This window comes from Terrabacter sp. FW104-15G4B, from assembly GCF_058790095.1.
In genome coordinates this window covers 1-20,096 of record NZ_JBYTCI010000045.1, presented here as the reverse complement: position 1 = coordinate 20,096, position 20,096 = coordinate 1, and the positions used below count along the sequence as shown (strand labels likewise).

Here is a 20,096-nt window from a genome sequence, read left to right as displayed (position 1 = left end):
GCCCCCGCCGCCCGGCTCCCCCGCCTGGTGGATCTTCGTGACGTCGGCGCTCATGCCGCGTCTCCCTTCAGGATGATGTCGAGGACGGCGTGCTCGTCGAGCTCGTCGGCCGGGCCCTCGTGGCGGACGGTGCGGTCGGCGAGGACCAGTACCCGGTTGGACAGCCCCAGCACCTCGGGGATCTCGCTGGAGACGACGACGACGGCGACGCCCCCGTCGGTGAGGCGGCGGATCAGGGCGTAGATCTCTGAGCGAGCCCCCACGTCGACGCCGCGGGTGGGCTCGTCGAGGAGGAGCACCTTGCACCCGCGGAGCAGCCAGCGGGCGAGGACGACCTTCTGCTGGTTGCCGCCCGAGAGGGTGCGCGACTCCCGGTGCGCCCCGCGGGGACGGACGTCGAGCGACTCGAGCAGCTCCTCGGCCGCCCCCACCTCCGCCGACCCGTCGAGCAGGCCGCCCCGCGAGAAGCGCGGGAGCGTCGCGAGGGTGATGTTCGAGGCCAGCGAGGCTCCCAGGACGAGCGCCTGGCTCTTGCGCTCCTCGGGGCACAGTCCGATGCCGGCGGCCACGGCCGCCGCGACGGATCCGCCCCGGACCGGCTTTCCCTCGATGCGCACGGTCCCGCTCGTGGCCTTGCGCGCACCGAAGATCGTCTCGACGATCTCGGAGCGGCCGGAGCCGACGAGTCCTGCGAGCCCCACGACCTCGCCGGGACGCACCTCGAACGAGACGGAGCCGAACTCCCCTGCCCGGCTGAGCCCCTCGACCCGGAGGACCGGCTCGGCCTCGGCGACCTCCGGCTTGGGCGGGAAGACGTACTCGATGGAGCGGCCGGTCATGAGCCGGATCAGCTCCTGCGTCGGGGTCGTCTTGGCGTCGAGCCCGGTGGCGACGGTCCTGCCGTCCTTGAGCACGGTGACGCGGTCGCCGATCTCGCGGATCTCCTCGAGTCGGTGGGAGATGTAGACGATCGCGACGCCCTGGCTCGTCACCTCGGCGATGACGCGGAAGAGCTGGTCGACCTCGCCGGCGTCGAGCACCGCCGACGGCTCGTCCATGATGATGAGCCGGGCATCACGGGAGAGGGCGCGCGCCATGCTGACGATCTGGCACGACGCGGCCGACAGCGTGCCGACCTCGACCGAGGGCGAGATCTCCGGGTGGCCGAGACGGGTCAGCAGGGCGGCGGCCTCACGGCGTGCGGCGGTGCGCTGCGAGAAGCCGAACCGGGTGGGCTCGTGCCCGAGGAAGATGTTCTCGGCCACCGTGAGGCCCTCGACGAGGTCGAGCTCCTGGTACATCGTGGCGACGCCGAGGTCCATGGCGGCCTGCGGATGGTGCAGCGTCACCGCCTCGCCGGCCCACTCGATGGTGCCCTCGTTGGGCTCGTGGACGCCGGCCAGCACCTTGATCAAGGTGCTCTTGCCCGCGCCGTTCTGGCCGAGCAGGCAGTGCACCTCCCCGGGCAGCACGTCGAGGTCCACGCCTCCGAGGGCCACGACCCCGGGAAAACGCTTGACCACGTTGGTCATCCGCAGGAGGGGGGCGCCTGCTGCATCTCGCCGTCGAGATTCCATGGGTCACACCGTGGCCCACTTCTGTCGGTGCGTCAAGCAAAAGTTTTCGCCGGTGAGATGAAAGCCGTCCACGCCGCATACGGAAGCCGCGTGTGCTTGACTGGAAAGGTGCGTCCCGAGTCATCGTCGTCTGCGTATGCCGTCACTGCCGTCAGCGGCGCAGGTGAGCTCCTGCAGCTCCTTCGCGACCAGACGCCACGCACCCGCGCCGAGCTCGCGAAGCTGACCGGGCTGGCCCGCTCAACGGTCGGCGCCCGCGTCGATGCCCTGCTCGCGACCGGCCTGCTCGCGCCGAGCGGCGAGGCGGTCAGCACCGGCGGACGGCCGCCCGTCCGCTTCGCCTTCAACCCCGAGGCCCGCGTCGTCGTCGGGGCCGACATCGGCGCCACGCACGGGCGGGTCGCCCTGACGGACCTCAGCGGCCGGCCGATCTGCGAGATCGCCGAGGGCCTTGACATCACCGACGGGCCGGAGGTCGTGCTCGACTGGCTCGTGGTCACGACACGTCGCCTCCTCGCGGATGCCGGGCGGGAGTCCCGCGACCTCATCGGCATCGGCATCGGCGTGCCCGGTCCGGTGGAGCACTCGAGCGGCCGCCCGATGCGGCCGCCGATCATGCCGGGCTGGGACGGCTACGACGTGCCGGCCCACGTCCGTCGCGACTTCGACGTGCCGGTCCTCGTCGACAACGACGTCAACATCATGGCCCTCGGCGAGCACGCCGTGGCCCACCCGGACGTCGAGCACCTGCTCTTCGTCAAGGTCGCGACCGGCATCGGCGCGGGCATCATCAGCGGTGGCCGACTGCACCGTGGCGCCGTCGGCGCGGCGGGCGACCTCGGCCACGTGGCGGCGCCCCACGCCACCGAGGTGCTGTGCTCCTGCGGCAACCTCGGCTGCCTCGAGGCGGTCGCCAGCGGACCTGCGATCTCCAAGGCCCTCAAGGAGATCGACGTCGTGGCCGAGTCCAACAGCGACATCGTCCGGCTCGTCCGTGGCGGCAACATCCCCGCGGCGCTCGCCGTCCGCCAGGCCGGCCGCACCATCGGCGAGGTGCTCGCCACGTGCGTGAGCCTGCTCAACCCCTCCGTGATCGTCATCGGCGGCTCACTGGTCCAGGCAGGCGAGAGCCTGATCGCGGGGGTGCGCGAGGTCGTCTACGGCCGTTCCCTCCCGCTCGCGACCGGGGTGCTGCAGATCGTGCCGGCCACCACCGGCGTGCAGGCCGGCGTCATCGGAGCAGCCACCATGGTCATCCAGCACGCGCTCACGGCGGATCGCGTGGACCTCGCGATCGCGCGGCAGTCCGCCTCCTGAGCGGCCGCCGGGCCGACCGCGCGCCCAGCCGACAGAATGGGTCCATGACCGATCACCGGCCCGTCGAGACCTGGCTCACCGACATGGACGGCGTCCTCGTCCACGAGGAGGACGCCATCCCCGGCGCCGCCGAGTTCGTCACGGCGCTCAAGGAGTCGGGGCGCTCCTTCCTCGTCCTGACCAACAACTCGATCTTCACCCCGCGCGACCTCCGCGCGCGCCTGCTGGTCAGCGGCATCGACGTGCCCGAGGGGGCGATCTGGACCTCCGCCCTGGCCACGGCGCAGTTTCTCGCCGACCAGCGGCCGGGCGGCTCGGCCTACGTCGTCGGTGAGGCCGGCCTGACGACGGCGCTGCACGACGTGGGCTACGTCATGACCGACCGCGACCCCGACTACGTCGTCCTGGGCGAGACGCGTACGTACTCCTTCGAGGCGATCACCCGCGCCATCCGACTGATCGAGAAGGGCGCCCGCTTCATCGCGACGAACCCCGACCCGAGCGGTCCGAGCCCTGCCGGGACGCTGCCGGCCACCGGGTCGGTGGCCGCGCTGATCTCGACCGCGACGGGGCGCCAGCCGTACTACATCGGCAAGCCGAACCCCCTGATGATGCGCAGCGCCCTGAACCGCCTCGACGCCCACTCGGAGACGACGATCATGGTCGGTGACCGCATGGACACCGACATCATCAGCGGGCTCGAGGCCGGCCTGCGCACCGTCCTCGTGCTCACGGGCTCGACGAGCCGCTCGCAGGTCGAGCACTTCCCCTACCGACCGAGCCGCATCGTCGACTCGGTCGCCGACCTCGTTGACTTCGTCGACGGCGCCTGACCGTGGCCCTCAGCCCTTCAGGCCCGAGCGCGAGACTCCTTCGATGATGAAGCGCTGCGCGCCGAGGTAGAGCAGCAGCACCGGCGCACTGGCGATCACGGCGCCCGCCATGAGCAGGTCGTAGCGCACGTTGTTGGCCGACTGCAGGGTCGACAGGCCTGCCGGGAGCGTCTGGCTCTCCGGGCTGAAGAGCACGTAGACCGGCCAGAGGAAGTCGTTCCAGTTAGTCAGGAACGCGAGCAGGGCCAAGGTCACGAGGGCCGGTCGGGACAGGGGCAGGACCACCCGGGTGAAGATCTGGAAGAGGTTGGCGCCGTCGAGCATGGCCGCCTCCTCCAGCTCCTGCGGCAGCGAGAGGAAGAACTGCCGCAGGAAGAAGACGCCGAAGGCCGACGCGGCGGTGGGCACGATCACCGCGACGATCGTGTCGAGCCACTTGAGGTCACCGACGATGAGGTAGTTCGGGATGATCAGGATGACCGGCGGGATGAAGAGCGTCGCGACGATCACCGCGAAGACGACCCGTTTGCCGCGGAAGTCCATCCGCGCCAAGGGGTACGCGGCCATCGCCGCGGTGATGACGACCAGCAGCGCATTGGCGCTGGCCGCGATCATGCTGTTGGCGAACCAGCGCAGGACCGGCGTGCCCTCTGACGAGAGGATGTTCTTGTACGCCTGCACGGTCGGCGGGTTCGGGATCCAGCTCGGCGACGACGAGGCGGCCTCGTTCGGCGTCTTGAAGGACGTGACGACCATGAAGATCAACGGGCTGATGAAGAGCAGGGCCAGCACGGTGAGGACCACGTAGCGCACGACCGGGCGGGAGCGGCTGCTCTTTGCCGGCGGTGGCGCGGGTGGGGCGATCCGGGGGTCCCGTGGACCGTCGTTCGACGACTCGGTGGCTGTGGGAGTCGTGGTGTCAGCGCTGGTCTGGGTGGCGCTCATGACGTCTCCTTCTCACGGAAGAACCAGAAGACGGCGATGCTGAGCAGCATGAGCGCGACGGTGAGGACGTAGCTCATCGCGGCGGCGTCACCCATCTGGTAGTTCTTCAGACCGGTGTCGGTGATGAAGTAGATGGCCGTCCTGGTCTCCTGGCCGGGAGCGCCCTGGGTCATCAGGTAGGACTGGCCGAACATGTTGGCCGAGGCGATGATCGTCACCATCGTGACGAAGGACAGCACCGGTCGAAGGCCCGGGATCGTGACGTGCCAGAACCGCTGCCACGCGTTGGCGCCGTCCACCCTCGCCGACTCGTAGAGCTCCGGCGAGATGTCCTGCAGGCCAGCGAGGTAGATGACGGCGTTGAAGCCGAGAGTCCACCAGACCGTGACCCCGACCAGGGAGATCCAGGCCGCTGGCGTCGTGTTCAGCCAGGCGATCGAGTCGGGCAGCCCTATGGCGCCGAGGTACTGGTTGACGAGGCCGATGTTGCTGTCGAGCAGGAAGCGCCACAGCACCGCCACGACGGCCACCCCGAGGACGTAGGGGGCGAAGTAGACGGCCCGGAAGAGGTTGCGGCCGCGGAACTTCTGGTTCATCAGCAGGGCCACCGCCAGGGGGACGGCCAGCAGCAAGGGCACGCTGAAGAGCGTGAAGATGCCGGTGGCCTTCATGCTGTCCCAGAAGTCCGAGAAGAGGGGCGAGTCGGACGAGAAGAGCTTCGCGTAGTTGTCCAGGCCGACGAACGGCTTGCCGGGCAGCGTGTAGTCGTAGTCGTGGAGGCTGATGTAGAAGCCGTAGACCGCCGGGGCGATCACGAAGCCGAGGAAGAGCACGAGGTAGGGCGCGAGGAAGACCCAGGGCGCCACTCCCGGGCCCTTCCTCGCGCGGCCCGGCGGCCGCGCGGCCGTGTCTGCGAGCTCCACCGCGGAGGACATGTCAGGCTCCGAACTTCTTCGCGTTGGCTGCCATCAGGAGCGACGCCTTGGACGCCTCCGCCTTGAGGGCGTCGGCGGGCTGGCGCTTGCCGCTGATGGCGTCGGCCACCGCGAGCTGCAGCGTCTGCGTCGTCACGTCAGGCACACCGGGAATTGGCGGCAGGAAGTGCAGGTTGTCGATCTGGGCGACGATCGGCCCCTGAGTGCTGTTCTTGACCGCGTCGGTCTCGCGCACGGACTTGCGAGCCGGCACCATGCCGGCACCCGCCCACTCGGCCGACTTCTTGCTGATCCAGTCGATGAAGACCTTGGAGGCCTGCAGCTTGTTGTCGTCCTGGGTCGCTTGACGCGTGATGTAGAAGTGGTGCGAGTTGGCCCACGCCGCCGGACGGTCGCCGATCTGCGGGATGAACGACAAGGCGTAGGGGACGCCGGAGTCCTTGACGTCGTTGATCTGCCAGATGCCGTTCCAGTGGAGCGGGTACTTCTTGTTCTTGAACGCGACGTACTCCGTGTCGACCCCGAGGTTCTTCGGGCTGTAGCCCTTGTTGACGATGTCGGCCATCCAGGTCAGGGCCTTGACGCCGGCGTCGGAGTCGAAGGTGGCCTTGGTGCCGTCGGCCGAGTAGGGCTCTCCGCCGTTCTGCCACAGGAGGGACAGGAAGATCAGGTGGGCCGGCCACTGCGTCGGCATCCAGAACGGCTGGTCCATGCCGGCCGACTTGAACTTGTCGAGCGCAGCCATGTAGCTGGCGTTGTCCGTCGGCGGCTTGTCGAGGCCGGCCTTCTTCATGTCGTCCGTGTTGTAGAACATCGCGAGCGAGTGCACGTCGAGCGGGATGCCGTAGCGCGCATCCTTGTAGATCCCGGCCTCCCACACCTGCTTGGTGAAGTCCGACTCCTGCAGGCCGAGCGCCTTCGCGACGTCGTCGACGGGGACGATGACCTTGCGGGCGGCGTTCGTGGCCAGCTGGTCGAGGTGCATGACGCCGACGTCGGGTCCCTTGCCGGCCGTGACGGCCGCCGGCATCCGCTGGTAGTACTGCGCCCACTGGACGGTGTTGGCCTTGATGGTGATCTTGGGGTTCTCCTTCATGAACTCCTGCACCATCTTGGTCATGAAGGGCCCGTCGCCACCGGTGAAGCCGTTCCAGTAGGACAGCGTGACGGCGGGGCCGTTGTACGAGCCGCTGAAGGTCGTGCTCGGTGCGGCGCCGGCTCCCCCCGCCGTGTCGGAGGCCGACTTGCCGCCGCCACAGGCGGTCAGGGTGAGCCCTGCAGCGGCGGCGCCGCTGAGGCCCATGAAGGCTCGTCGGGAGACTCCGCTGGAGTGGGTGGGCTCGTTCATTCTGTGCTCCTGTTCCCGAGGGGTGCTGGGACCGGTCCGGGTGTGGTGGTCCCTGGGTTGTGTCGACGGGCGGTCCGCCCGCTGTGTGTCACCGGTAGATCCGGAGGTAGTCGAAGGTGGACGTTGCCGGCTGCGTCCCGCCCTGGGCGCCGTGCGAGACGAGGCCCACGCGCAGGTGGGAACCGGCCGGGAGGGTCCACACGCCCCCGGCGACCCAGGTGCTGCCGTCGCGGCTGGTCCAGCCACGCAGCCGGTGCTCGCCGGTCGTCCGGTCGACCTGGTGGGTGATGCGCAGCCAGGTCGTCTCGGCCGGAGGCCCGATGATGGTGCCGCCGTAGGAGAGCCGGCCGGCATACGGCATCTCCTTGCCGAACTCGGTCTGCCGGGTGTTCCAGATGGCGACGTGCGACAGGCGGGTGAAGAGGTCGTCGTAGACGTAGACGATGAGGCCGCCCTGCTGGAAGTTGCGGATCACGTCGGTGCCGAGGTCGATGGTGAGCTTGGTCTCCGCGGTCCAGGGTCGACCGTCGACGACGGACTGCGGCAGGTCACGCAGCAGGACCCCGGCGTTGTTGCTGACGGCTCCGGCGTTGTTGTCCGGGCCGGTCAGGTCGGCCTGCTCGACCGGCCACACGAGCGAGCCGGCTGCCACGTGCGCCGCAGCGTCTCGGCGAACCCAGCTCCAGCCGGATCCCAGTTCGCCGCCGCTGAACTCGTCGCTGGCGGCCGGGTCGAGGCGGCTCGGCACCGGCAGCGGGGCGAGCGCGTCGACGAGGTCTGCCGCGCGCGTGGCGCTGAGGTTGTCGATGCCGACGCCGGCCCCACCGGCCCAGGCACCGGCGCGGGTGGGAGCCGCGCCGCTGCCGGCCGGGACGGCCAGCGTGAGGTCGGCCAGGGGGTCGTTCAGTCGTGCGTGCGCGAGCTGCGCGTGCGCGCGCCCGCTGCGCACCTCGAGGCTGGCCGAGTGCCAGTCAGCTGGGTCGTATGCCGTGGGGAGCGGGGCGGTGGTGGCACCCCGGCTCACGCCGTCCACGACTGAGCTGAGCTGGACGGTGTGCGCCACGGGGTCGATGGTGAGCCGTACCTCGGAGTGGGCGCTCCGGCGTACGACCAGGCCGTGGGATGCGCCGGAGGAGCGGAGGTCCGCCTCGGTCCGGACGTCACCGCGCAGCGCGGCGCGGGTCAGCGCCGTACCCGCCGAGCCGGACTTCACGTAGCGGCCCGACTGCGGATCGGTGGCCTGGCCCCACGAACCGGTGCGTGCCCACGCCGTGCCGCGGTCGTCAAAGGTCGTCACGAGGCGGCCTGAGGCGACGGGTCCCGGCTGGGTGCCGCTGCTCGGGCCGAGGCCGGCTCGCGTGACGGGCCACCCGTCGACCCAGTCGAGGCGGTCCATCAGCATCGGGCGCTGGTTGATGCCGTCCGTGCCGTTGAGGTAGGGGTCGAAGCGGTTGATCGCGTGGTAGACGTTCCAGTCCTGGCCGGCGAGGTCGGTCGCGATGGCGTTGTGACCCGAACCGACCCACTGGTTGCCGTTCTGGTTGAGCGACGGCGTGCCGCCGGCCCGCGAGGCCGTGAGGGAGACACCCTCCCGGTCGACGTAGGGGCCGCGCAGGTCGCGGGACCGGCCGACCTGCACGCTGTAGCCGGTGGTGGGGCCGGCGCAGCAGTTGGCGGTCGACGCGAAGAGGTACCAGTAGCCGCCGTGCCGCACGACGTAGGCGCCCTCGAACTTGTTGTCGACCGCGACCATGCGCGACGGGCCGGTGACCTTGCGCCCGTCCTGCGACAGCGGCGCGACGTGGACGCCTCCGTAGTAGGAGCCGTAGAAGAGCCACTGGCTGCCGTCGACGTCGGTCACGGCCGAAGGGTCGTAGGTCCAGAGGAAGTCGTCGGGCCTGCCGCTGGCGCCCGGCCGCGGGCCGGCCACGGGGGCGCCGCTGTCCGTCCAGGGTCCGGCCGGCGTCGGGGCGGTGGCCATGCCGATGGCGTTGTCGTTGGGTCCGGGCGTGACGGTCGTCTGCGTGACGACGTAGTAGAGCCGGTACTGCCCGTCGACGTAGCGGATGTCCGGCGCCCAGAGGCCGGCGTCCGGCGCGGCCCACTTCGGCTTCGTCGCCGCACTGAAGGCGTCACCGACGTACGACCAGTGCACGAGGTCGGACGACCGGGCGATGGGGATGCGGTGAGGTGCGGTCTCGCCCTTCTTCAGCGGGTCGCTGGTGCCGTACGCATACCACCAGCCGTCCTTGCCGCGGATCACCGAGGGGTCTGCGAAGGTGTCGGCGAAGGGCTTGCTGACCGGGTTGAGGTAGGCAGTGCCCGACGTGGTCGAGCCGCGGGTCGGCGTCAGTGCCTGCGCGGACGTGCTGGACGCGGCGGGAGTCACCGCCAGGGCCAGCGCAGTCAGGGGCGCGAGCACCAGGGCCCAGCGGCTGGACGAACGTCGTGGCATGACCCGTTCCCTCCCGAGGTGGCGCCAATGCCACCCCCTGCCGCCCTTAGTACCCGTCGCGTTCCGCGAGCAAACGCCGACGGCACGACCGCCCGCGCACGCTCCGCCCGCTGCCGGGAGCCGTGGCATGCTCGTGCCATGGCTGAGGTGCCCTACTGCAACCCCGTCCACGACGCCTATTTCGCCGACCCGTTCGTCATGCGGGTCGGCGACCGCTATCTCGCCTTCGGCACGGACACCGCGACCGAGGGCCCGGTCTTCCCGGTGCTGACCTCCACCGACCTCGTCTCGTGGACCCGGGTGGGGGGCGCCCTGGTGCGTCCGGACGGCGTCGGCACGGACTTCTGGGCGCCGGAGGTGATCGAGATCGACGGCCGCTGGGCGATGTACTACTCGGCCGGCATGGGCGACCTCGACCACCACCTGCGGGTCGCGCTCGCCGATGACCCCGAGGGCCCCTACGTGGACCAAGGCGTCAACCTGACGCCGCACGAGGGCTTCGCCATCGACCCGAACCCGTTCCGCGCCGAGGACGGCGAGCTCTACCTGTTCTATGCACGCGACGTGCTGGAGGGCGAGCGCATCGGCACGATGCTGGCGGTGGCGCCGCTGCTCAGGCCGACGCGTCTGGGCGAGCCCGTGGACGTGCTGCTCGCCAGCGCGGACTGGCAGATCTACGAGCGGAAGCGCGAGCGCTACGGGAAGGTGACCGACTGGCACACCCTGGAGGGGCCCTTCGTCGTCTTCCGCGGCGGCCGCTACTGGTGCTTCTACTCGGCCGGCTCGTGGCAGCAGCCGACGTATGCCGTGGGCTGCGCCGTGAGCGACCACCCCCTCGGCCCGTGGTCAGACGTCTGCGAGGCCAGCCGGGTGCTCCAGTCGGTGCCCGGGCACGTCACCGGTCCGGGTCACAACTCGGTCGTCGCGACGCCGGAGTGGGGCGACGTCGTGGTCTACCACGCGTGGAACGAGGACATCACCGCACGGCAGATGCGCATCGACCCGCTGTGGTGGACGCCGCAGGGCCCTGCCACGGACGGGCCCACCTGGGAGCCAACAGCACTCCCGCGCGGTGGCGCGCCGCGGCAGGACTGACGAAGCCCGCCGGCCGGCATTCAACCCTCTGCCGAAGCTCAGCCTCTGCCGAAGAGGCGCCGCCACCACGGCGTGCCCGTCCCCAGCTCGGCCGCGCGGGCGGCGGCCCGCTCCTCGCGGGCCCGGCGCTGGCGATCCTCGAGCTCGGCGCGCAGGGGGCGCCACTGCTCGACCATCTCGTCGACGTCGATCGTCTTCGCGATGAGGGGCGGCAGGTTGCCGACGGCGGGCCGCAGCCGGTCGGCGATGACGCGCTTGTTGTAGTCCTCGAGGATCTCGCGCACCTGCTTCTCGGTGCGGACGTCGACGAGGGACTCTGGGTAACCCGCAGCCTCCTTGCGCAGCGCCAGAGGTCCCGGCAGCGCGTCGCCGAGGTCGAGGTTCTCGCGGGCGGCGAAACGCTTGACCCACCAGTCGGGATCGCCCGAGTCGCTGAGGTCGAGGGGCTTGCCGGCACCCGGCAGGTTGTCGAAGTCCCCGCGTTCCTGCGCCTCGCGGATCTGCCTCTCCACGGCGCTCTCCCAGTACGGCTGGCCCGTCATGACATCCACGCTAACCGATGATGCACGTCTCGCCGCCAGCGGATGTCATCATCCGCGCTCCTGCCGTCAAGCTGTCCCACGGGCGTCTTAGCGAGTGCCGCCCTGCCTCAGTTCGCTTGCAGCGCAATCGATTCCCCTACCATCGGGATGTCTTCGGCGTTCGAACTGGTGTACGATCGAGCCATGAGCGGAGCAGAGCTGATCGAGCAGGACTGGGACCACGTCGCGTCCCTGGCTGCCGACCTGCACGACGCCCACGCCCGGCTCGTCGACTTCGTGGCGACGGTTCTGGCCGAGGGGTCGTGGCAAGCGGCTGGGCTGCGCTCTCCTGAGCACTGGCTGATGCTGCGGGCCGGGCTGTCGCGGGGACAGGCCGCAGCGGTGGTGCTGCTGGCTCGCGCACCGGTGAGCTGCCCGCCACAGCGGCCGCCCTGCGCCAGGGCCGGATCAGCCTGGACCAGGCCGCGGTCGTGGCCCGGCACACCCGCCCGCGTTCGACGAGACCGTGGCCGAGTTCGCGCAGCACGCCACCGTCACGCAGCTGCAACGCTCCGTCACCCGTTACGACTTCACCCTCGAGCCGCCGACCCTCGATGACGACCGACGGGAGGGGCATGACTCGGAGGTCGCGCAGGAGGAGCCGGCCGCCAAACCCGAGCTGGTCGAGCCCGCATCGTTGAGCATGGGCGTCGACAGCGATGGCCGCTTCCGGCTGCGCTACGACGCGCCCGCCGAGGTCGGCGCCCTCGTGGAGGCCGCCCTCTCCGAGGCCAAGGACCACCTCTTCCACGCCATCAGCCGCGACGTCGACAGCACGAACGACAGCGGCAGCATCTCCGAGCTGGACTGGCAGGCGCTCGACGGCGACGCCCTGGACCCCGACTGGTGCCCCACCCAGGGCGGCAGGCCCCGCGTCACCTGGGCCGATGCCCTCATCGTGCTGGCCACCCGCTCGCTCGACGCGGCTGGGGCCAGCGGCGAGACCATCGGTCCCGCGCGCCGCGCTCGCTACCGGGTGCAGGTGCACCTCGACACCGACGGCGGCTGGCTCAACGGCCGACCCCGCCTGCCGCAGCACATCGTCAACGGGCTGACCTGCGACGGACGGCTCACGCCGGTCTGGGAGACCAGCGGGCACCCCGTCAACGTGGGGCGCGCCCAGCGCGTCGTCCCGCACCGCACCCGGGTCCTCGTGCTCGACCGCGACCGCGGCTGCCGCTACCCCGGCTGCGCGAGCACCCACCACCTCGAGATCCATCACCTCGTCCACTGGCGCGACGGCGGGTCCACCGACGTCACGAACCTGCTGGGCCTGTGCACGTTCCACCACGACGGGCACCACCGCGGCGACTTCACGATCACCGGCGACGCCACCGACCCGAACGGCCTGACCTTCGTCACCCGGCACGGCCTTCACATCGGCCCACCCCAGCCACCACCGGAACTGGCGCTCGCGCCCGACCCCGCCCGACCAGGGCAGCAGGCAAGCGGCCGACCCCGGTCACGACTCGGCAAGCGCTACCCCTCTCCCAGCGGAGCGCCCCTGCACCTGCACCTCGTCGACTTCACCCCGACGTGAAAGCAGAGCTCCGGGAGTCCTGTCGCTGAGCGGCTCGTCACGGGGACGACAGCGAACGAGTACGCCTACGCACGCGACAGCCTCCCGGTTCGGAGCATGGTGAGCCCATGACAGCGCCGCGGCCGCCGAGGGCGGCGGTGTGGTGGGCCATCCCCCTCCTCATGGTGACGATCTTCGGGCTGGCCGCGCTCGACTACATGGTGCTCGTGCTGCACGGGCTCACCTACGGGATCGTCGAGGTGCTGGGCTCGGCCGATGTGTCGCCGCCCGACGCCGACCGCTACGGCAGGGCCCTTACCGTGGGCGTGTTCGTCGACGTCGTCGGCACGGCCACGATGCTGTGGCTGCTCTGGCGGACCGCTGCCCGGCAGTGGCCCTCCTGGGTGACCGGGCTGCTCGCGGCCGCCGTCGCCGGCGTCGTCGCCACGAGCGCCCTGCTCCTCGTGCTGGGCATCAACCCGCTCGAGCTCCTGCCGACGCGGTGACGGCGCAGGCCTGGCTACGAGCCATCACTGTCGGACTCCGACGGCTGATCTGCGACCTCACCCTTGCGACGGTCGCGGCGGGCCTGCACGACGGCGATGACGAGGCAGACCAGCAGCCCGAGGAGGAAGAGGGGAAGGGCCGCGAAGAAGCCGAGGAAGAGCACCCCGTCCGACGGGGGCGGGACGCACCCGAAGCCGAGGCCAGTGCACTGCCCGGAGGCGTTGTAGTCGGGCAGCGTCAGGTGCAGCACAAGGACGAGGACCGCCGGGAGGACCCAGATGAGGCCGAGGGCGATTAGGTACGGGCGTACGCTGCGCGGTTCCACACCCACACCATCGCATGACGTCCGACCGCTGGACCTACAGCTCCTTGCGGAAGTGCACGTCGTCGGCGTCCGGCGTCGGCACGCCCTCCCACCGGAAGATCTCCCGGTAGCCCTGCTTCTCGTAGAAGCCGGGCGCCTGGGAGGTGAACGACTGGTCGAGGGCCGCGTCGGCCTCGCCGACAACCGACCGGAATCCCGTTGTCTCAGTCACGACGGACGATCCTGTCACGTGCGAGGGGTCAGAGCCGCGCGATGACCTCGTCGAGCATCGCCTCGGTCAGCTTGCCGGTGAAGGTGTTCTGCTGGCTCACGTGGTAGCTGCCGACGAGCCGCACCGGGTGCCCCGCCGCCGTCCGCAGCACCGTCTCCGCGCCGTGGCCGAACCTCGGCTTGGGCCGCGGCACGAGCCACCCTCGACGGCGCGCCGCCCCCAGTGCCGCGTCCCACGCGATCGACCCGAGCGCGAGCATCGAGCGCAGCCGTGGCTCCGAGAGCTCGAGGTCGCGGTCGAGCCAGGGCGCACAGGTCGCCTTCTCCTCGAGCGTCGGCTTGTTCGCGGGCGGGGCGCACCGCACCGTGGCGACGATCCGCAAGCCTGTGAGGGTGAGCCCGTCGCCCGAGGCCACCGACGTGGGCTGGCTCGCGTACCCGCCCCGGTGGAGGGCGGCATACAACCAGTCGCCGGAGCGGTCGCCGGTGAACATACGCCCAGTTCGGTTGGTGCCGTTGGCTGCCGGGGCGAGCCCCACGATGAGGACCTCGGCGTCCGGGTCGCCGAAGGACGGTCCGGGACGACCCCAGTACGGCTGGTCGGCGAACGAGGCCCGACGTCCCTGCGTCGCGACCGACTCACGCCAGGCGACGAGCCGTGGGCACGCGCGGCAGACGCTGACGCGGGCATCGAGCTCGCGTATGCCGGCCGCCCCCTTGGCGAGCCGGCGCACCTGCGCGGGGGTGCTGGCCACCGGCGTCTGGGCCGTCGCCGGGTCACCCGGCCACCCGGACCCAGCCGGCACCGGCGACAGGAACAGGCCCCCGGTCACAGGGTGCTGGGCCGGGTTCGGCAGGGCGGCAGGGCACATGGCCCCACGCTAGGCCGGGACTCGGCCAGACGGCATACGCAGGCGGCTGCGTCGTGAGACGGTTCGGTCATCGGCTGCTGAACCGGGTGCCCCTCGGAGGCGTCTTCGCGAACGGGAGCAACTGTGAGGAGGTGGGTGCGGCATGCCGCTGGATGACGAGGCGGTCGCCGAGATCTACCGCGAGCACGGACCGATGCTGCGGCGGGTCGTGTGGCGCGCCACGAACGACCCCAACCGGGTCGACGACATCGTCCAGGAGGTCATCCTGCGCGTGTGGAAGCAGGCGCCCGAGGCCGACAACCTGCGCGCGTACCTCATCACGACCGCCCGCCACCTCATCGTGGACCAGCACCGGGCAGCCGGCCGCAGGCCACAGCAGGCGCAGCTCATCGAGGTGGCCGAGCGCGACTCGGCGCTCGACCGGGCCCTCGACCAGGTCCTGGTTGAGGAGGCCCTGGGCCGGCTCCAGGGCAACCACCGTGAGATCGTGCGCTGCCTCTACTACGAGCGGCTGTCCGTCGCCGAGACCTCCGCGCGGGTAGGGATACCGGAAGGCACCGTGAAGTCCCGCGCCTACTACGCCGTACGCAACCTGCGCGTCATCCTCGACGAGATGGGAGTGACGAGATGATCGCCCGATCGGACGACCTGCACGTGCTCCTCGGCGCGTACGTGCTCGGTGGCCTGTCCGACGACGAGTACCGCGCCTTCAGTGAGCACCTGCGCAGCTGCACCCGGTGCCAGACCGAGCTGGGGCAGGTGTCGGGCCTGCCGCGGCTGCTCGACCTCGCCGGCCCCCAGGGTGGACCGCACCTCGCCGAGAAACCGACGGAGCTCCCCGTCGAGCCGCTCGTGGCGGAGCCCGACGACAGCCGGGCCGCCGCCCTGCTCGACGAGGTCGGACGTCGCCGGCGCCGCCGGCGCACGTGGACGTCGGCGGGCGGCGCCGCGGCTGCCGTGGCCGTCTTCGCCGGCGGTGCGTGGCTCGGGCCACCGCTCTTCGCGCAGACCCCCACCACCCCACCGGCGCCACCCACGACGCACGTGGAGGCTGCCCCGGTCGCCGGCAGCTCCGTCCAGGTCGACATCGCGCTCGTGACGCGCGGCTGGGGCACCCAGCTCGACATCAACTGCGAGGACATGCCGACCAACGGCGAGCTGGCGCTCTGGGTCATCGACCGCACCGGGCGTGCGACGACCGCCGCCTCGTGGCGCGGGACGGCTACCGGCTACTCCAAGGTGACGGGCGCGACCGCCTTGCGCCCCAACGAGATCCAGTCCCTCGAGGTGCGCACCGGCACGGGCAAGGTGCTCGCCTCCGCCAGCACGTGAGCCGGCTGTCCCTGGACGAGCGCTGCCGCCACCGGGCCTCCCCCAGCGGGCGGCGCTAGTCTGGGCCCCGGCACCGGCCAGCACCCGGGCCGGCATCGCGGACGGAGGCACGGTGGCCACACGGCTGAGGGACGTCGCAGCGCTCGCGGGGGTCTCGGTCAAGACGGCCTCGAACGTGCTCAACAACCACCCGCACGTCCGGGCGAGCACCCGCGAACGGGTCGAGGCGGCCATGGCGGAGCTGCACTACCGGCCCAACCTGTCGGCGCGCAGCCTCAAGCACGGGCGGGCCGGCTTCCTCGCCCTCGCCGTCCCGGCCATGGACTCCCCCTACTTCGCCGAGCTCGCCGCGCGCTTCACGGAGGAGGCCGCCGCCCTCGGCTTCATCGTGCTGCTCGACTCGACCGGCGGTGAGCCGGAGGCGGAGCGGGTGGTGCTCGAGGGCATGCGGTCCCACGTCATCGACGGCATCATCTTCTCGCCGCTCGCCCTCTCGGCCGAGGAGATCGGACATCGCGCCGACATGCTGCCCATGGTGCTGCTCGGTGAGAGACCCGTCCCCGAGGGCTTCGACCACGTCGCGGTCGACTCGGTCGCGGCCGCCCGCGCTGCGACGGGCCACCTCGTGGGGCAGGGCCGCCGGCGGATCGCGGCAATCGGCCGGGAGTCCACGGCCGGCACGGCGTCCGAACGGCTCCGGGGCTACCGGGAGGCGCTCGATGCTGCGGGCCTGTCCTACGACAGCGGGCTCGTCGTCAGCGTCTCGCACTTCGAGCGCGCGGACGGCCACGACGCGATGCGGCAGCTGCTCGCGCTTCCCGAGCCTCCCGACGCCGTCTTCTGCTTCAACGACCTCATGGCCATCGGCGCCCTGCGCGCCTGTGTCGAGGCCGGCGTCGAGGTGCCGCAGGATGTGGCCATCGTCGGCTTCGACGACATCGCCGAGACCCGCTACGCCAACCCCACCCTCTCCACCATCTCCCCCGACCTCACCGGGCTGGCCCGGGCGGCCCTGGAGCTGCTGTCACGCCGCATCGAGGGGCACACGGGTCCGGCCGAGGTGGTCGAGGTCGCCTGGAGCCTCGAGGCGCGGGAGTCGACCCTCGGCGTCCCGGTCCGAACCCGCGGCTGAGCCCGCAGCTGAGCCGGCCCCGGTCTGTCTGCCTCGCTAGCGGACGAAACGCAGGTAGAACGCGCCGAAGACCAGCACGATCCCCGCGTTCACCATGAGGCGCTCCCACCCGTGGTCCCGGAAGAAGAGGACGTCGACGATGACGACGACCGCCACCATGGTGAGCGCGTAGGCCAGCCCGAACGCCGTCCTTCCCACCCGCTCTTCCTACTCCGCGAAGCCCTCCGGCGACAAGAGGTATGCCGCGAGCTCGGCGGGGTGCGAGAGCGCGGCGAGGTGCCCGCCCGGGACGGTGGCGACGTCGAGGCCGAGGCGGTCGCGGGCGACCCGCCGCTGCAGGTCGAGGGGGAAGAAGCGGTCGTCGGCTCCGGCGACGACGCGTGTCTGCACGTCGGGCCAGCTCTCGATGTCGCAGGGCGTCTCGAAGGCGCGCTCGACCTCCGGTCGCTCGTGCTCAGCCCCACTCGCCGCGACGGCCGGGTCGACGTCGTGCAGGAAGTAGGTGTCCAGGTCCATCTCCTCGGAGTAGCCACCGGCGCGGGCCGCCGCGACCCGGGCCTGCTCCGACGCGACGGCGTCCCACCAGGCGCCGGCGGTCTCCCCGGGTAGCGGGACCATGGCGTTGAGCAGCACGATGCCCGCCACCGGGCGTCGCGTCGCGACCATGGGTGCGGTGAAGCCGCCCATGGACTGGGCGACGACCACCACGTCGTCACGATCCTCGATCGCGCCCACGACGAGGGCGGCATACTCCGGCAGGCCGGCGTCCGGGTCGTCGGCGGGCAGCCCGACGGCGATGGCTTCGTGGCCCGACTCCTCGAGCAGCGGCACGACACGGTGCCAGTACCAGGCGGCGCCGCCTGCGCCGGGGACGAGCGCAAATGTGGTCACCGTCCACATGCTAGGCCTCGACGGCGACGACGGGGCCGTGCCACAGTGACGGGATGGCTGACGACCCCTCGATCCAGGACCGCATCACCTCCCTCATCGACGAGGAGCACCGGCTCCGCTCCGCCCTCCAGTCGGGCGATATCACCGTCGATGAGGAACACGCCCGGCTGCAGAGCGTCGAGGTCGAGCTCGACCAGTGCTGGGACCTGCTGCGCCAGCGCCGCGCCAAGCGCGAGTTCGGCGAGAACCCCGACGAGGCGCAGGTCCGCTCCGAGCGCACCGTCGAGGGCTACATCGGCTGAGCCGGGACGCCGAGCGCCGGCCCCTGACCACTCAGGCCGTGAGGCCGTGGCCGAAGGGGAAGAGCGGGTCGTCGTAACCGGGCACGTCCTCGGCGTGGGCCCGCACCTGGTCCATCGACCGGGGCAGGTCGAACGGCAGGCGGCCTGCGGGCGCGATCGTGCCGGTCAGGGCGTCGAGCAGGGCCTCGTCGCTGCTGCCGTAGCTGCCGACGACCGCCGAGGCGAAGCGCAGCAGCGGTGTCAGCACCGCCGGCCGGTCGAGCACGACGTCGATGACGAGCGGGCACACCGCCGCGATCCGCTCGAGCCGGGCGATGAGGCCCGGCGCGAAGTCGAGCGAGCCCTGGTGGAACCACGACTCGAGGAAGAGGTCCGACCGCGGGTCGAACGGCGCGGTGAGGCGCACCACCGCCACGTCGGCGTCCTCGGGCCGCTCGACGAGCCTGCCGTGCTCGACCACCGCCTCGGGTGAGACGCGCTCGGCGTAGATGCGCAGGCCCTGCTCGAGCGGGAGCCGGCCACCCTCGTCGTGCAGCACGGTCACCGAACGGGCCTGGGCGGCATACCCCTCCTCACGGAAGTCCCGGCGCCCGACGGTCGTGGCCGCGGCGTCCTCGTCCACGTAGGGGTCGTCGAAGAGGCCGAGGCGGAACTTGACGGCGAGGATGCGGCGGGCCGACTCGTCGATGCGCGCCTCCGTGACCCGGCCCTGCGCGACGAGGTCGAGCAGGATGTCGACGCACTCCTCGCCGCCGAACTGGTCGGCGCCGGCCTCGAGGATGAGCTCCATGCGGCCCTGCGGGTCGAGGTGCTCGACGCCCCAGGCGCGGGCGGGCAGCACCTGGTCGCCGACGTGGTTGTCGTTGACGAGCTCCCAGTCGGTGACCACGACGCCGTCGTAGCCGAGCTTCTCGCGGAGCAGCCCGGTGACCACCTGCTTGTTGTAGCCGAAGCCGATCGGCTCGATCTTCTCCCCGTCGATCTCGAGGTCGACGGGCATCCCGTAGTACGGCATGATCCCCGCCGTCCCGGCCTCGATGATCGGGGGGAACGGCTTGAGGTGGTCAGCGAAACGCCCACCGGGATAGACCTGCTCACGCCCGTAGGGGAAGTGCGCGTCCTCGCCGTCCTTCTGCGGGCCACCCCCCGGGAAGTGCTTGCTCGTGCAGGCCACGCTGCCCGGACCGAGCGAATCGCCTTGGAAACCCTTGAGATACGCGACACCGAGCTCGGTCACGAGGTCCGGGTCCTGGCCGAAGGTGCCGGCTTGCCGCGCCCACCGGGGCTCGGTGGCCAGGTCGAGCGTCGGGTGCAGGGCGGCACGGATGCCCACGGCGGCATACTCCTGGCGGGCGATGTCGGCGAAGCGCCCCACCGCCTCGGCGTCGCGCAGCGCCGCGAGCCCCAGCGGCTCCGGCCACTGCGAGAACGCCCCGGCCGAGAAGGAGACGCCGACGTTCTCGATGAACGCGTGCCGCGGGTCCGTCGACACCGTCACGGGTATGCCGTGTGGCGTCCGCTCCGCGAGCGCCTGCAGGGCGTTGCTCCACCGGGCCGCCAGGCGCGGGTCGTCCAGGGCGTGGACGTTGAAGTGGTTGAGGTGCTTGTCGAGCACCACGGTGCTCGTCGGGGACTTGCTGATGTTGCCCGGCTGCTCGAGCACCGTGCCGTCCGCGCCCGCCTCGATGACGGTCTGGAACATCAGGCCGACCTTCTCCTGGAGAGAGAGGCGGCCGAGGAGGTCCTCGACCCGTTCGCCGACCGAGAGGCGTGGGTCCTCGTAGGGGTCCATCCGGCCGTTGCCGTTGAGGTCGCGGTAGGCGACGCCGTCCTCGGTGGTGCTCAGCTCGGGTCGCACGGGTCAGGCCTTTCGTGTTGGTCGTGAGGGGGCTCGTGGCCGCCCGATGCGTGCGGTCGGGC

21 protein-coding genes are annotated in these 20,096 nt (G+C 71.2%); 9 read left to right on the top strand and 12 right to left on the bottom strand.

Going from position 1 to position 20,096, the window contains the following annotated elements; all coding sequences use genetic code 11:
• Positions 1-50: 50 nt before the first annotated feature.
• Positions 51-1,532 (bottom strand): sugar ABC transporter ATP-binding protein, encoded by a 1,482-nt coding sequence (locus AC3WRT_RS19730; RefSeq protein WP_492724973.1) that lies wholly within the window; start codon positions 1,530-1,532, stop codon positions 51-53.
• A gap of 153 nt (positions 1,533-1,685) precedes the next feature.
• Here AC3WRT_RS19730 and AC3WRT_RS19725 point away from each other — a divergent pair, with 153 nt between their 5' ends.
• Positions 1,686-2,894 carry an ROK family protein gene (locus AC3WRT_RS19725; RefSeq protein WP_492724971.1) on the top strand — a complete coding sequence of 403 codons (1,209 nt, stop codon included), beginning with the start codon at positions 1,686-1,688 and terminating at the stop codon, positions 2,892-2,894.
• 44 nt (positions 2,895-2,938) lie between these two features.
• Positions 2,939-3,727 (top strand): HAD-IIA family hydrolase, encoded by a 789-nt coding sequence (locus tag AC3WRT_RS19720; RefSeq protein ID WP_492724969.1) that lies wholly within the window; start codon positions 2,939-2,941, stop codon positions 3,725-3,727.
• Positions 3,728-3,736: 9 nt separating this feature from the next.
• On the opposite strand, the gene AC3WRT_RS19715 is transcribed toward AC3WRT_RS19720, so the two are convergent.
• From AC3WRT_RS19715 to AC3WRT_RS19700, 4 genes are all read right to left on the bottom strand, one after another.
• Positions 3,737-4,672 carry a carbohydrate ABC transporter permease gene (locus AC3WRT_RS19715; protein WP_492724968.1) on the bottom strand — a complete coding sequence of 312 codons (936 nt, stop codon included), beginning with the start codon at positions 4,670-4,672 and terminating at the stop codon, positions 3,737-3,739.
• Positions 4,669-5,607, bottom strand: coding sequence for a carbohydrate ABC transporter permease (locus AC3WRT_RS19710; protein WP_492724966.1), 939 nt, complete (start codon positions 5,605-5,607; stop codon positions 4,669-4,671). The genes AC3WRT_RS19715 and AC3WRT_RS19710 overlap by 4 nt, the downstream gene beginning before the upstream one ends.
• 1 nt (position 5,608) lies before the next feature.
• Positions 5,609-6,955, bottom strand: a complete 1,347-nt coding sequence (locus AC3WRT_RS19705; protein WP_492724964.1) for an ABC transporter substrate-binding protein — start codon at positions 6,953-6,955, stop codon at positions 5,609-5,611.
• A gap of 88 nt (positions 6,956-7,043) precedes the next feature.
• On the bottom strand, positions 7,044-9,410 hold the full coding sequence (locus AC3WRT_RS19700; RefSeq protein WP_492724962.1) for a family 43 glycosylhydrolase: 2,367 nt from the start codon (positions 9,408-9,410) through the stop codon (positions 7,044-7,046).
• Positions 9,411-9,548: 138 nt separating this feature from the next.
• On the opposite strand from AC3WRT_RS19700, the gene AC3WRT_RS19695 reads away from it, so the two are divergent.
• On the top strand, positions 9,549-10,505 hold the full coding sequence (locus tag AC3WRT_RS19695; RefSeq protein WP_492724960.1) for a glycoside hydrolase family 43 protein: 957 nt from the start codon (positions 9,549-9,551) through the stop codon (positions 10,503-10,505).
• Between the two features lie 38 nt (positions 10,506-10,543).
• Here the strand turns inward: AC3WRT_RS19695 and AC3WRT_RS19690 are convergent, their stop codons facing one another.
• The gene (locus AC3WRT_RS19690) at positions 10,544-11,047 is read right to left on the bottom strand and encodes a DnaJ family domain-containing protein (protein ID WP_492724958.1); all 504 of its coding nucleotides are present in this window, start codon (positions 11,045-11,047) and stop codon (positions 10,544-10,546) included.
• 505 nt (positions 11,048-11,552) lie between these two features.
• On the opposite strand from AC3WRT_RS19690, the gene AC3WRT_RS19685 reads away from it, so the two are divergent.
• Positions 11,553-12,626 carry an HNH endonuclease signature motif containing protein gene (locus AC3WRT_RS19685; RefSeq protein WP_492724956.1) on the top strand — a complete coding sequence of 358 codons (1,074 nt, stop codon included), beginning with the start codon at positions 11,553-11,555 and terminating at the stop codon, positions 12,624-12,626.
• A gap of 107 nt (positions 12,627-12,733) precedes the next feature.
• A complete protein-coding gene (locus AC3WRT_RS19680; protein WP_492724954.1) occupies positions 12,734-13,111 on the top strand; it encodes a hypothetical protein in 378 nt (125 codons plus the stop codon).
• Between the two features lie 14 nt (positions 13,112-13,125).
• Here AC3WRT_RS19680 and AC3WRT_RS19675 read toward each other — a convergent pair whose 3' ends face one another.
• Genes AC3WRT_RS19675 through AC3WRT_RS19665 form a run of 3 tightly spaced genes read right to left on the bottom strand, consistent with a single transcriptional unit; the run spans position 13,126 to position 14,519 of the window.
• A complete protein-coding gene (locus AC3WRT_RS19675) occupies positions 13,126-13,437 on the bottom strand; it encodes a hypothetical protein (protein WP_492724952.1) in 312 nt (103 codons plus the stop codon).
• Positions 13,438-13,471: 34 nt separating this feature from the next.
• Positions 13,472-13,648: a hypothetical protein gene (locus AC3WRT_RS19670; RefSeq protein ID WP_492724950.1), complete on the bottom strand. Its 177-nt coding sequence runs from the start codon at positions 13,646-13,648 to the stop codon at positions 13,472-13,474.
• A 28-nt stretch (positions 13,649-13,676) separates the two neighbouring features.
• Positions 13,677-14,519: a uracil-DNA glycosylase gene (locus AC3WRT_RS19665; RefSeq protein WP_492724948.1), complete on the bottom strand. Its 843-nt coding sequence runs from the start codon at positions 14,517-14,519 to the stop codon at positions 13,677-13,679.
• A gap of 142 nt (positions 14,520-14,661) precedes the next feature.
• Between AC3WRT_RS19665 and AC3WRT_RS19660 the strand changes: the two genes are divergently transcribed.
• The 3 genes from AC3WRT_RS19660 to AC3WRT_RS19650 all read left to right on the top strand — a co-directional run bounded on the left by AC3WRT_RS19660 (position 14,662) and on the right by AC3WRT_RS19650 (position 16,983).
• Positions 14,662-15,150 carry a sigma-70 family RNA polymerase sigma factor gene (locus AC3WRT_RS19660; protein WP_492724946.1) on the top strand — a complete coding sequence of 163 codons (489 nt, stop codon included), beginning with the start codon at positions 14,662-14,664 and terminating at the stop codon, positions 15,148-15,150.
• Positions 15,147-15,851: a zf-HC2 domain-containing protein gene (locus tag AC3WRT_RS19655; RefSeq protein ID WP_492724944.1), complete on the top strand. Its 705-nt coding sequence runs from the start codon at positions 15,147-15,149 to the stop codon at positions 15,849-15,851. Before AC3WRT_RS19660 ends, AC3WRT_RS19655 begins: the two co-directional genes overlap by 4 nt.
• A gap of 112 nt (positions 15,852-15,963) precedes the next feature.
• A complete protein-coding gene (locus AC3WRT_RS19650) occupies positions 15,964-16,983 on the top strand; it encodes a LacI family DNA-binding transcriptional regulator (protein ID WP_492724943.1) in 1,020 nt (339 codons plus the stop codon).
• A gap of 36 nt (positions 16,984-17,019) precedes the next feature.
• On the opposite strand, the gene AC3WRT_RS19645 is transcribed toward AC3WRT_RS19650, so the two are convergent.
• Together AC3WRT_RS19645 and AC3WRT_RS19640 are read right to left on the bottom strand one after the other, a co-directional pair.
• Complete coding sequence (locus tag AC3WRT_RS19645) at positions 17,020-17,181, bottom strand: hypothetical protein (RefSeq protein WP_492724941.1); 162 nt, start codon at positions 17,179-17,181, stop codon at positions 17,020-17,022.
• Between the two features lie 9 nt (positions 17,182-17,190).
• On the bottom strand, positions 17,191-17,874 hold the full coding sequence (locus AC3WRT_RS19640; RefSeq protein WP_492724939.1) for an alpha/beta fold hydrolase: 684 nt from the start codon (positions 17,872-17,874) through the stop codon (positions 17,191-17,193).
• 53 nt (positions 17,875-17,927) lie between these two features.
• Between AC3WRT_RS19640 and AC3WRT_RS19635 the strand changes: the two genes are divergently transcribed.
• Positions 17,928-18,176 carry a DUF2630 family protein gene (locus tag AC3WRT_RS19635; protein ID WP_492724937.1) on the top strand — a complete coding sequence of 83 codons (249 nt, stop codon included), beginning with the start codon at positions 17,928-17,930 and terminating at the stop codon, positions 18,174-18,176.
• A 31-nt stretch (positions 18,177-18,207) separates the two neighbouring features.
• Here AC3WRT_RS19635 and AC3WRT_RS19630 read toward each other — a convergent pair whose 3' ends face one another.
• The gene (locus AC3WRT_RS19630; RefSeq protein WP_492724935.1) at positions 18,208-20,034 is read right to left on the bottom strand and encodes a glycoside hydrolase family 3 protein; all 1,827 of its coding nucleotides are present in this window, start codon (positions 20,032-20,034) and stop codon (positions 18,208-18,210) included.
• Positions 20,035-20,096 lie beyond the last annotated feature (62 nt).

What these genes read in the sequence shown, in the direction of transcription:
- AC3WRT_RS19720 (WP_492724969.1), top strand. Translation starts at nt 2,939, where the DNA reads ATGACCGATCACCGGCCCGTCGAGACCTGGCTCACCGACATGGACGGC.
- AC3WRT_RS19715 (WP_492724968.1), bottom strand. Translation starts at nt 4,672, where the DNA reads ATGAGCGCCACCCAGACCAGCGCTGACACCACGACTCCCACAGCCACC.
- AC3WRT_RS19705 (WP_492724964.1), bottom strand. Translation starts at nt 6,955, where the DNA reads ATGAACGAGCCCACCCACTCCAGCGGAGTCTCCCGACGAGCCTTCATG.
- AC3WRT_RS19665 (WP_492724948.1), bottom strand. Translation starts at nt 14,519, where the DNA reads ATGTGCCCTGCCGCCCTGCCGAACCCGGCCCAGCACCCTGTGACCGGG.
- AC3WRT_RS19635 (WP_492724937.1), top strand. Translation starts at nt 17,928, where the DNA reads ATGGCTGACGACCCCTCGATCCAGGACCGCATCACCTCCCTCATCGAC.
- AC3WRT_RS19730 (WP_492724973.1), bottom strand. Translation starts at nt 1,532, where the DNA reads ATGACCAACGTGGTCAAGCGTTTTCCCGGGGTCGTGGCCCTCGGAGGC.
- AC3WRT_RS19710 (WP_492724966.1), bottom strand. Translation starts at nt 5,607, where the DNA reads ATGTCCTCCGCGGTGGAGCTCGCAGACACGGCCGCGCGGCCGCCGGGC.
- AC3WRT_RS19680 (WP_492724954.1), top strand. Translation starts at nt 12,734, where the DNA reads ATGACAGCGCCGCGGCCGCCGAGGGCGGCGGTGTGGTGGGCCATCCCC.
- AC3WRT_RS19655 (WP_492724944.1), top strand. Translation starts at nt 15,147, where the DNA reads ATGATCGCCCGATCGGACGACCTGCACGTGCTCCTCGGCGCGTACGTG.
- AC3WRT_RS19700 (WP_492724962.1), bottom strand. Translation starts at nt 9,410, where the DNA reads ATGCCACGACGTTCGTCCAGCCGCTGGGCCCTGGTGCTCGCGCCCCTG.
- AC3WRT_RS19695 (WP_492724960.1), top strand. Translation starts at nt 9,549, where the DNA reads ATGGCTGAGGTGCCCTACTGCAACCCCGTCCACGACGCCTATTTCGCC.
- AC3WRT_RS19660 (WP_492724946.1), top strand. Translation starts at nt 14,662, where the DNA reads ATGCCGCTGGATGACGAGGCGGTCGCCGAGATCTACCGCGAGCACGGA.
- AC3WRT_RS19690 (WP_492724958.1), bottom strand. Translation starts at nt 11,047, where the DNA reads ATGACGGGCCAGCCGTACTGGGAGAGCGCCGTGGAGAGGCAGATCCGC.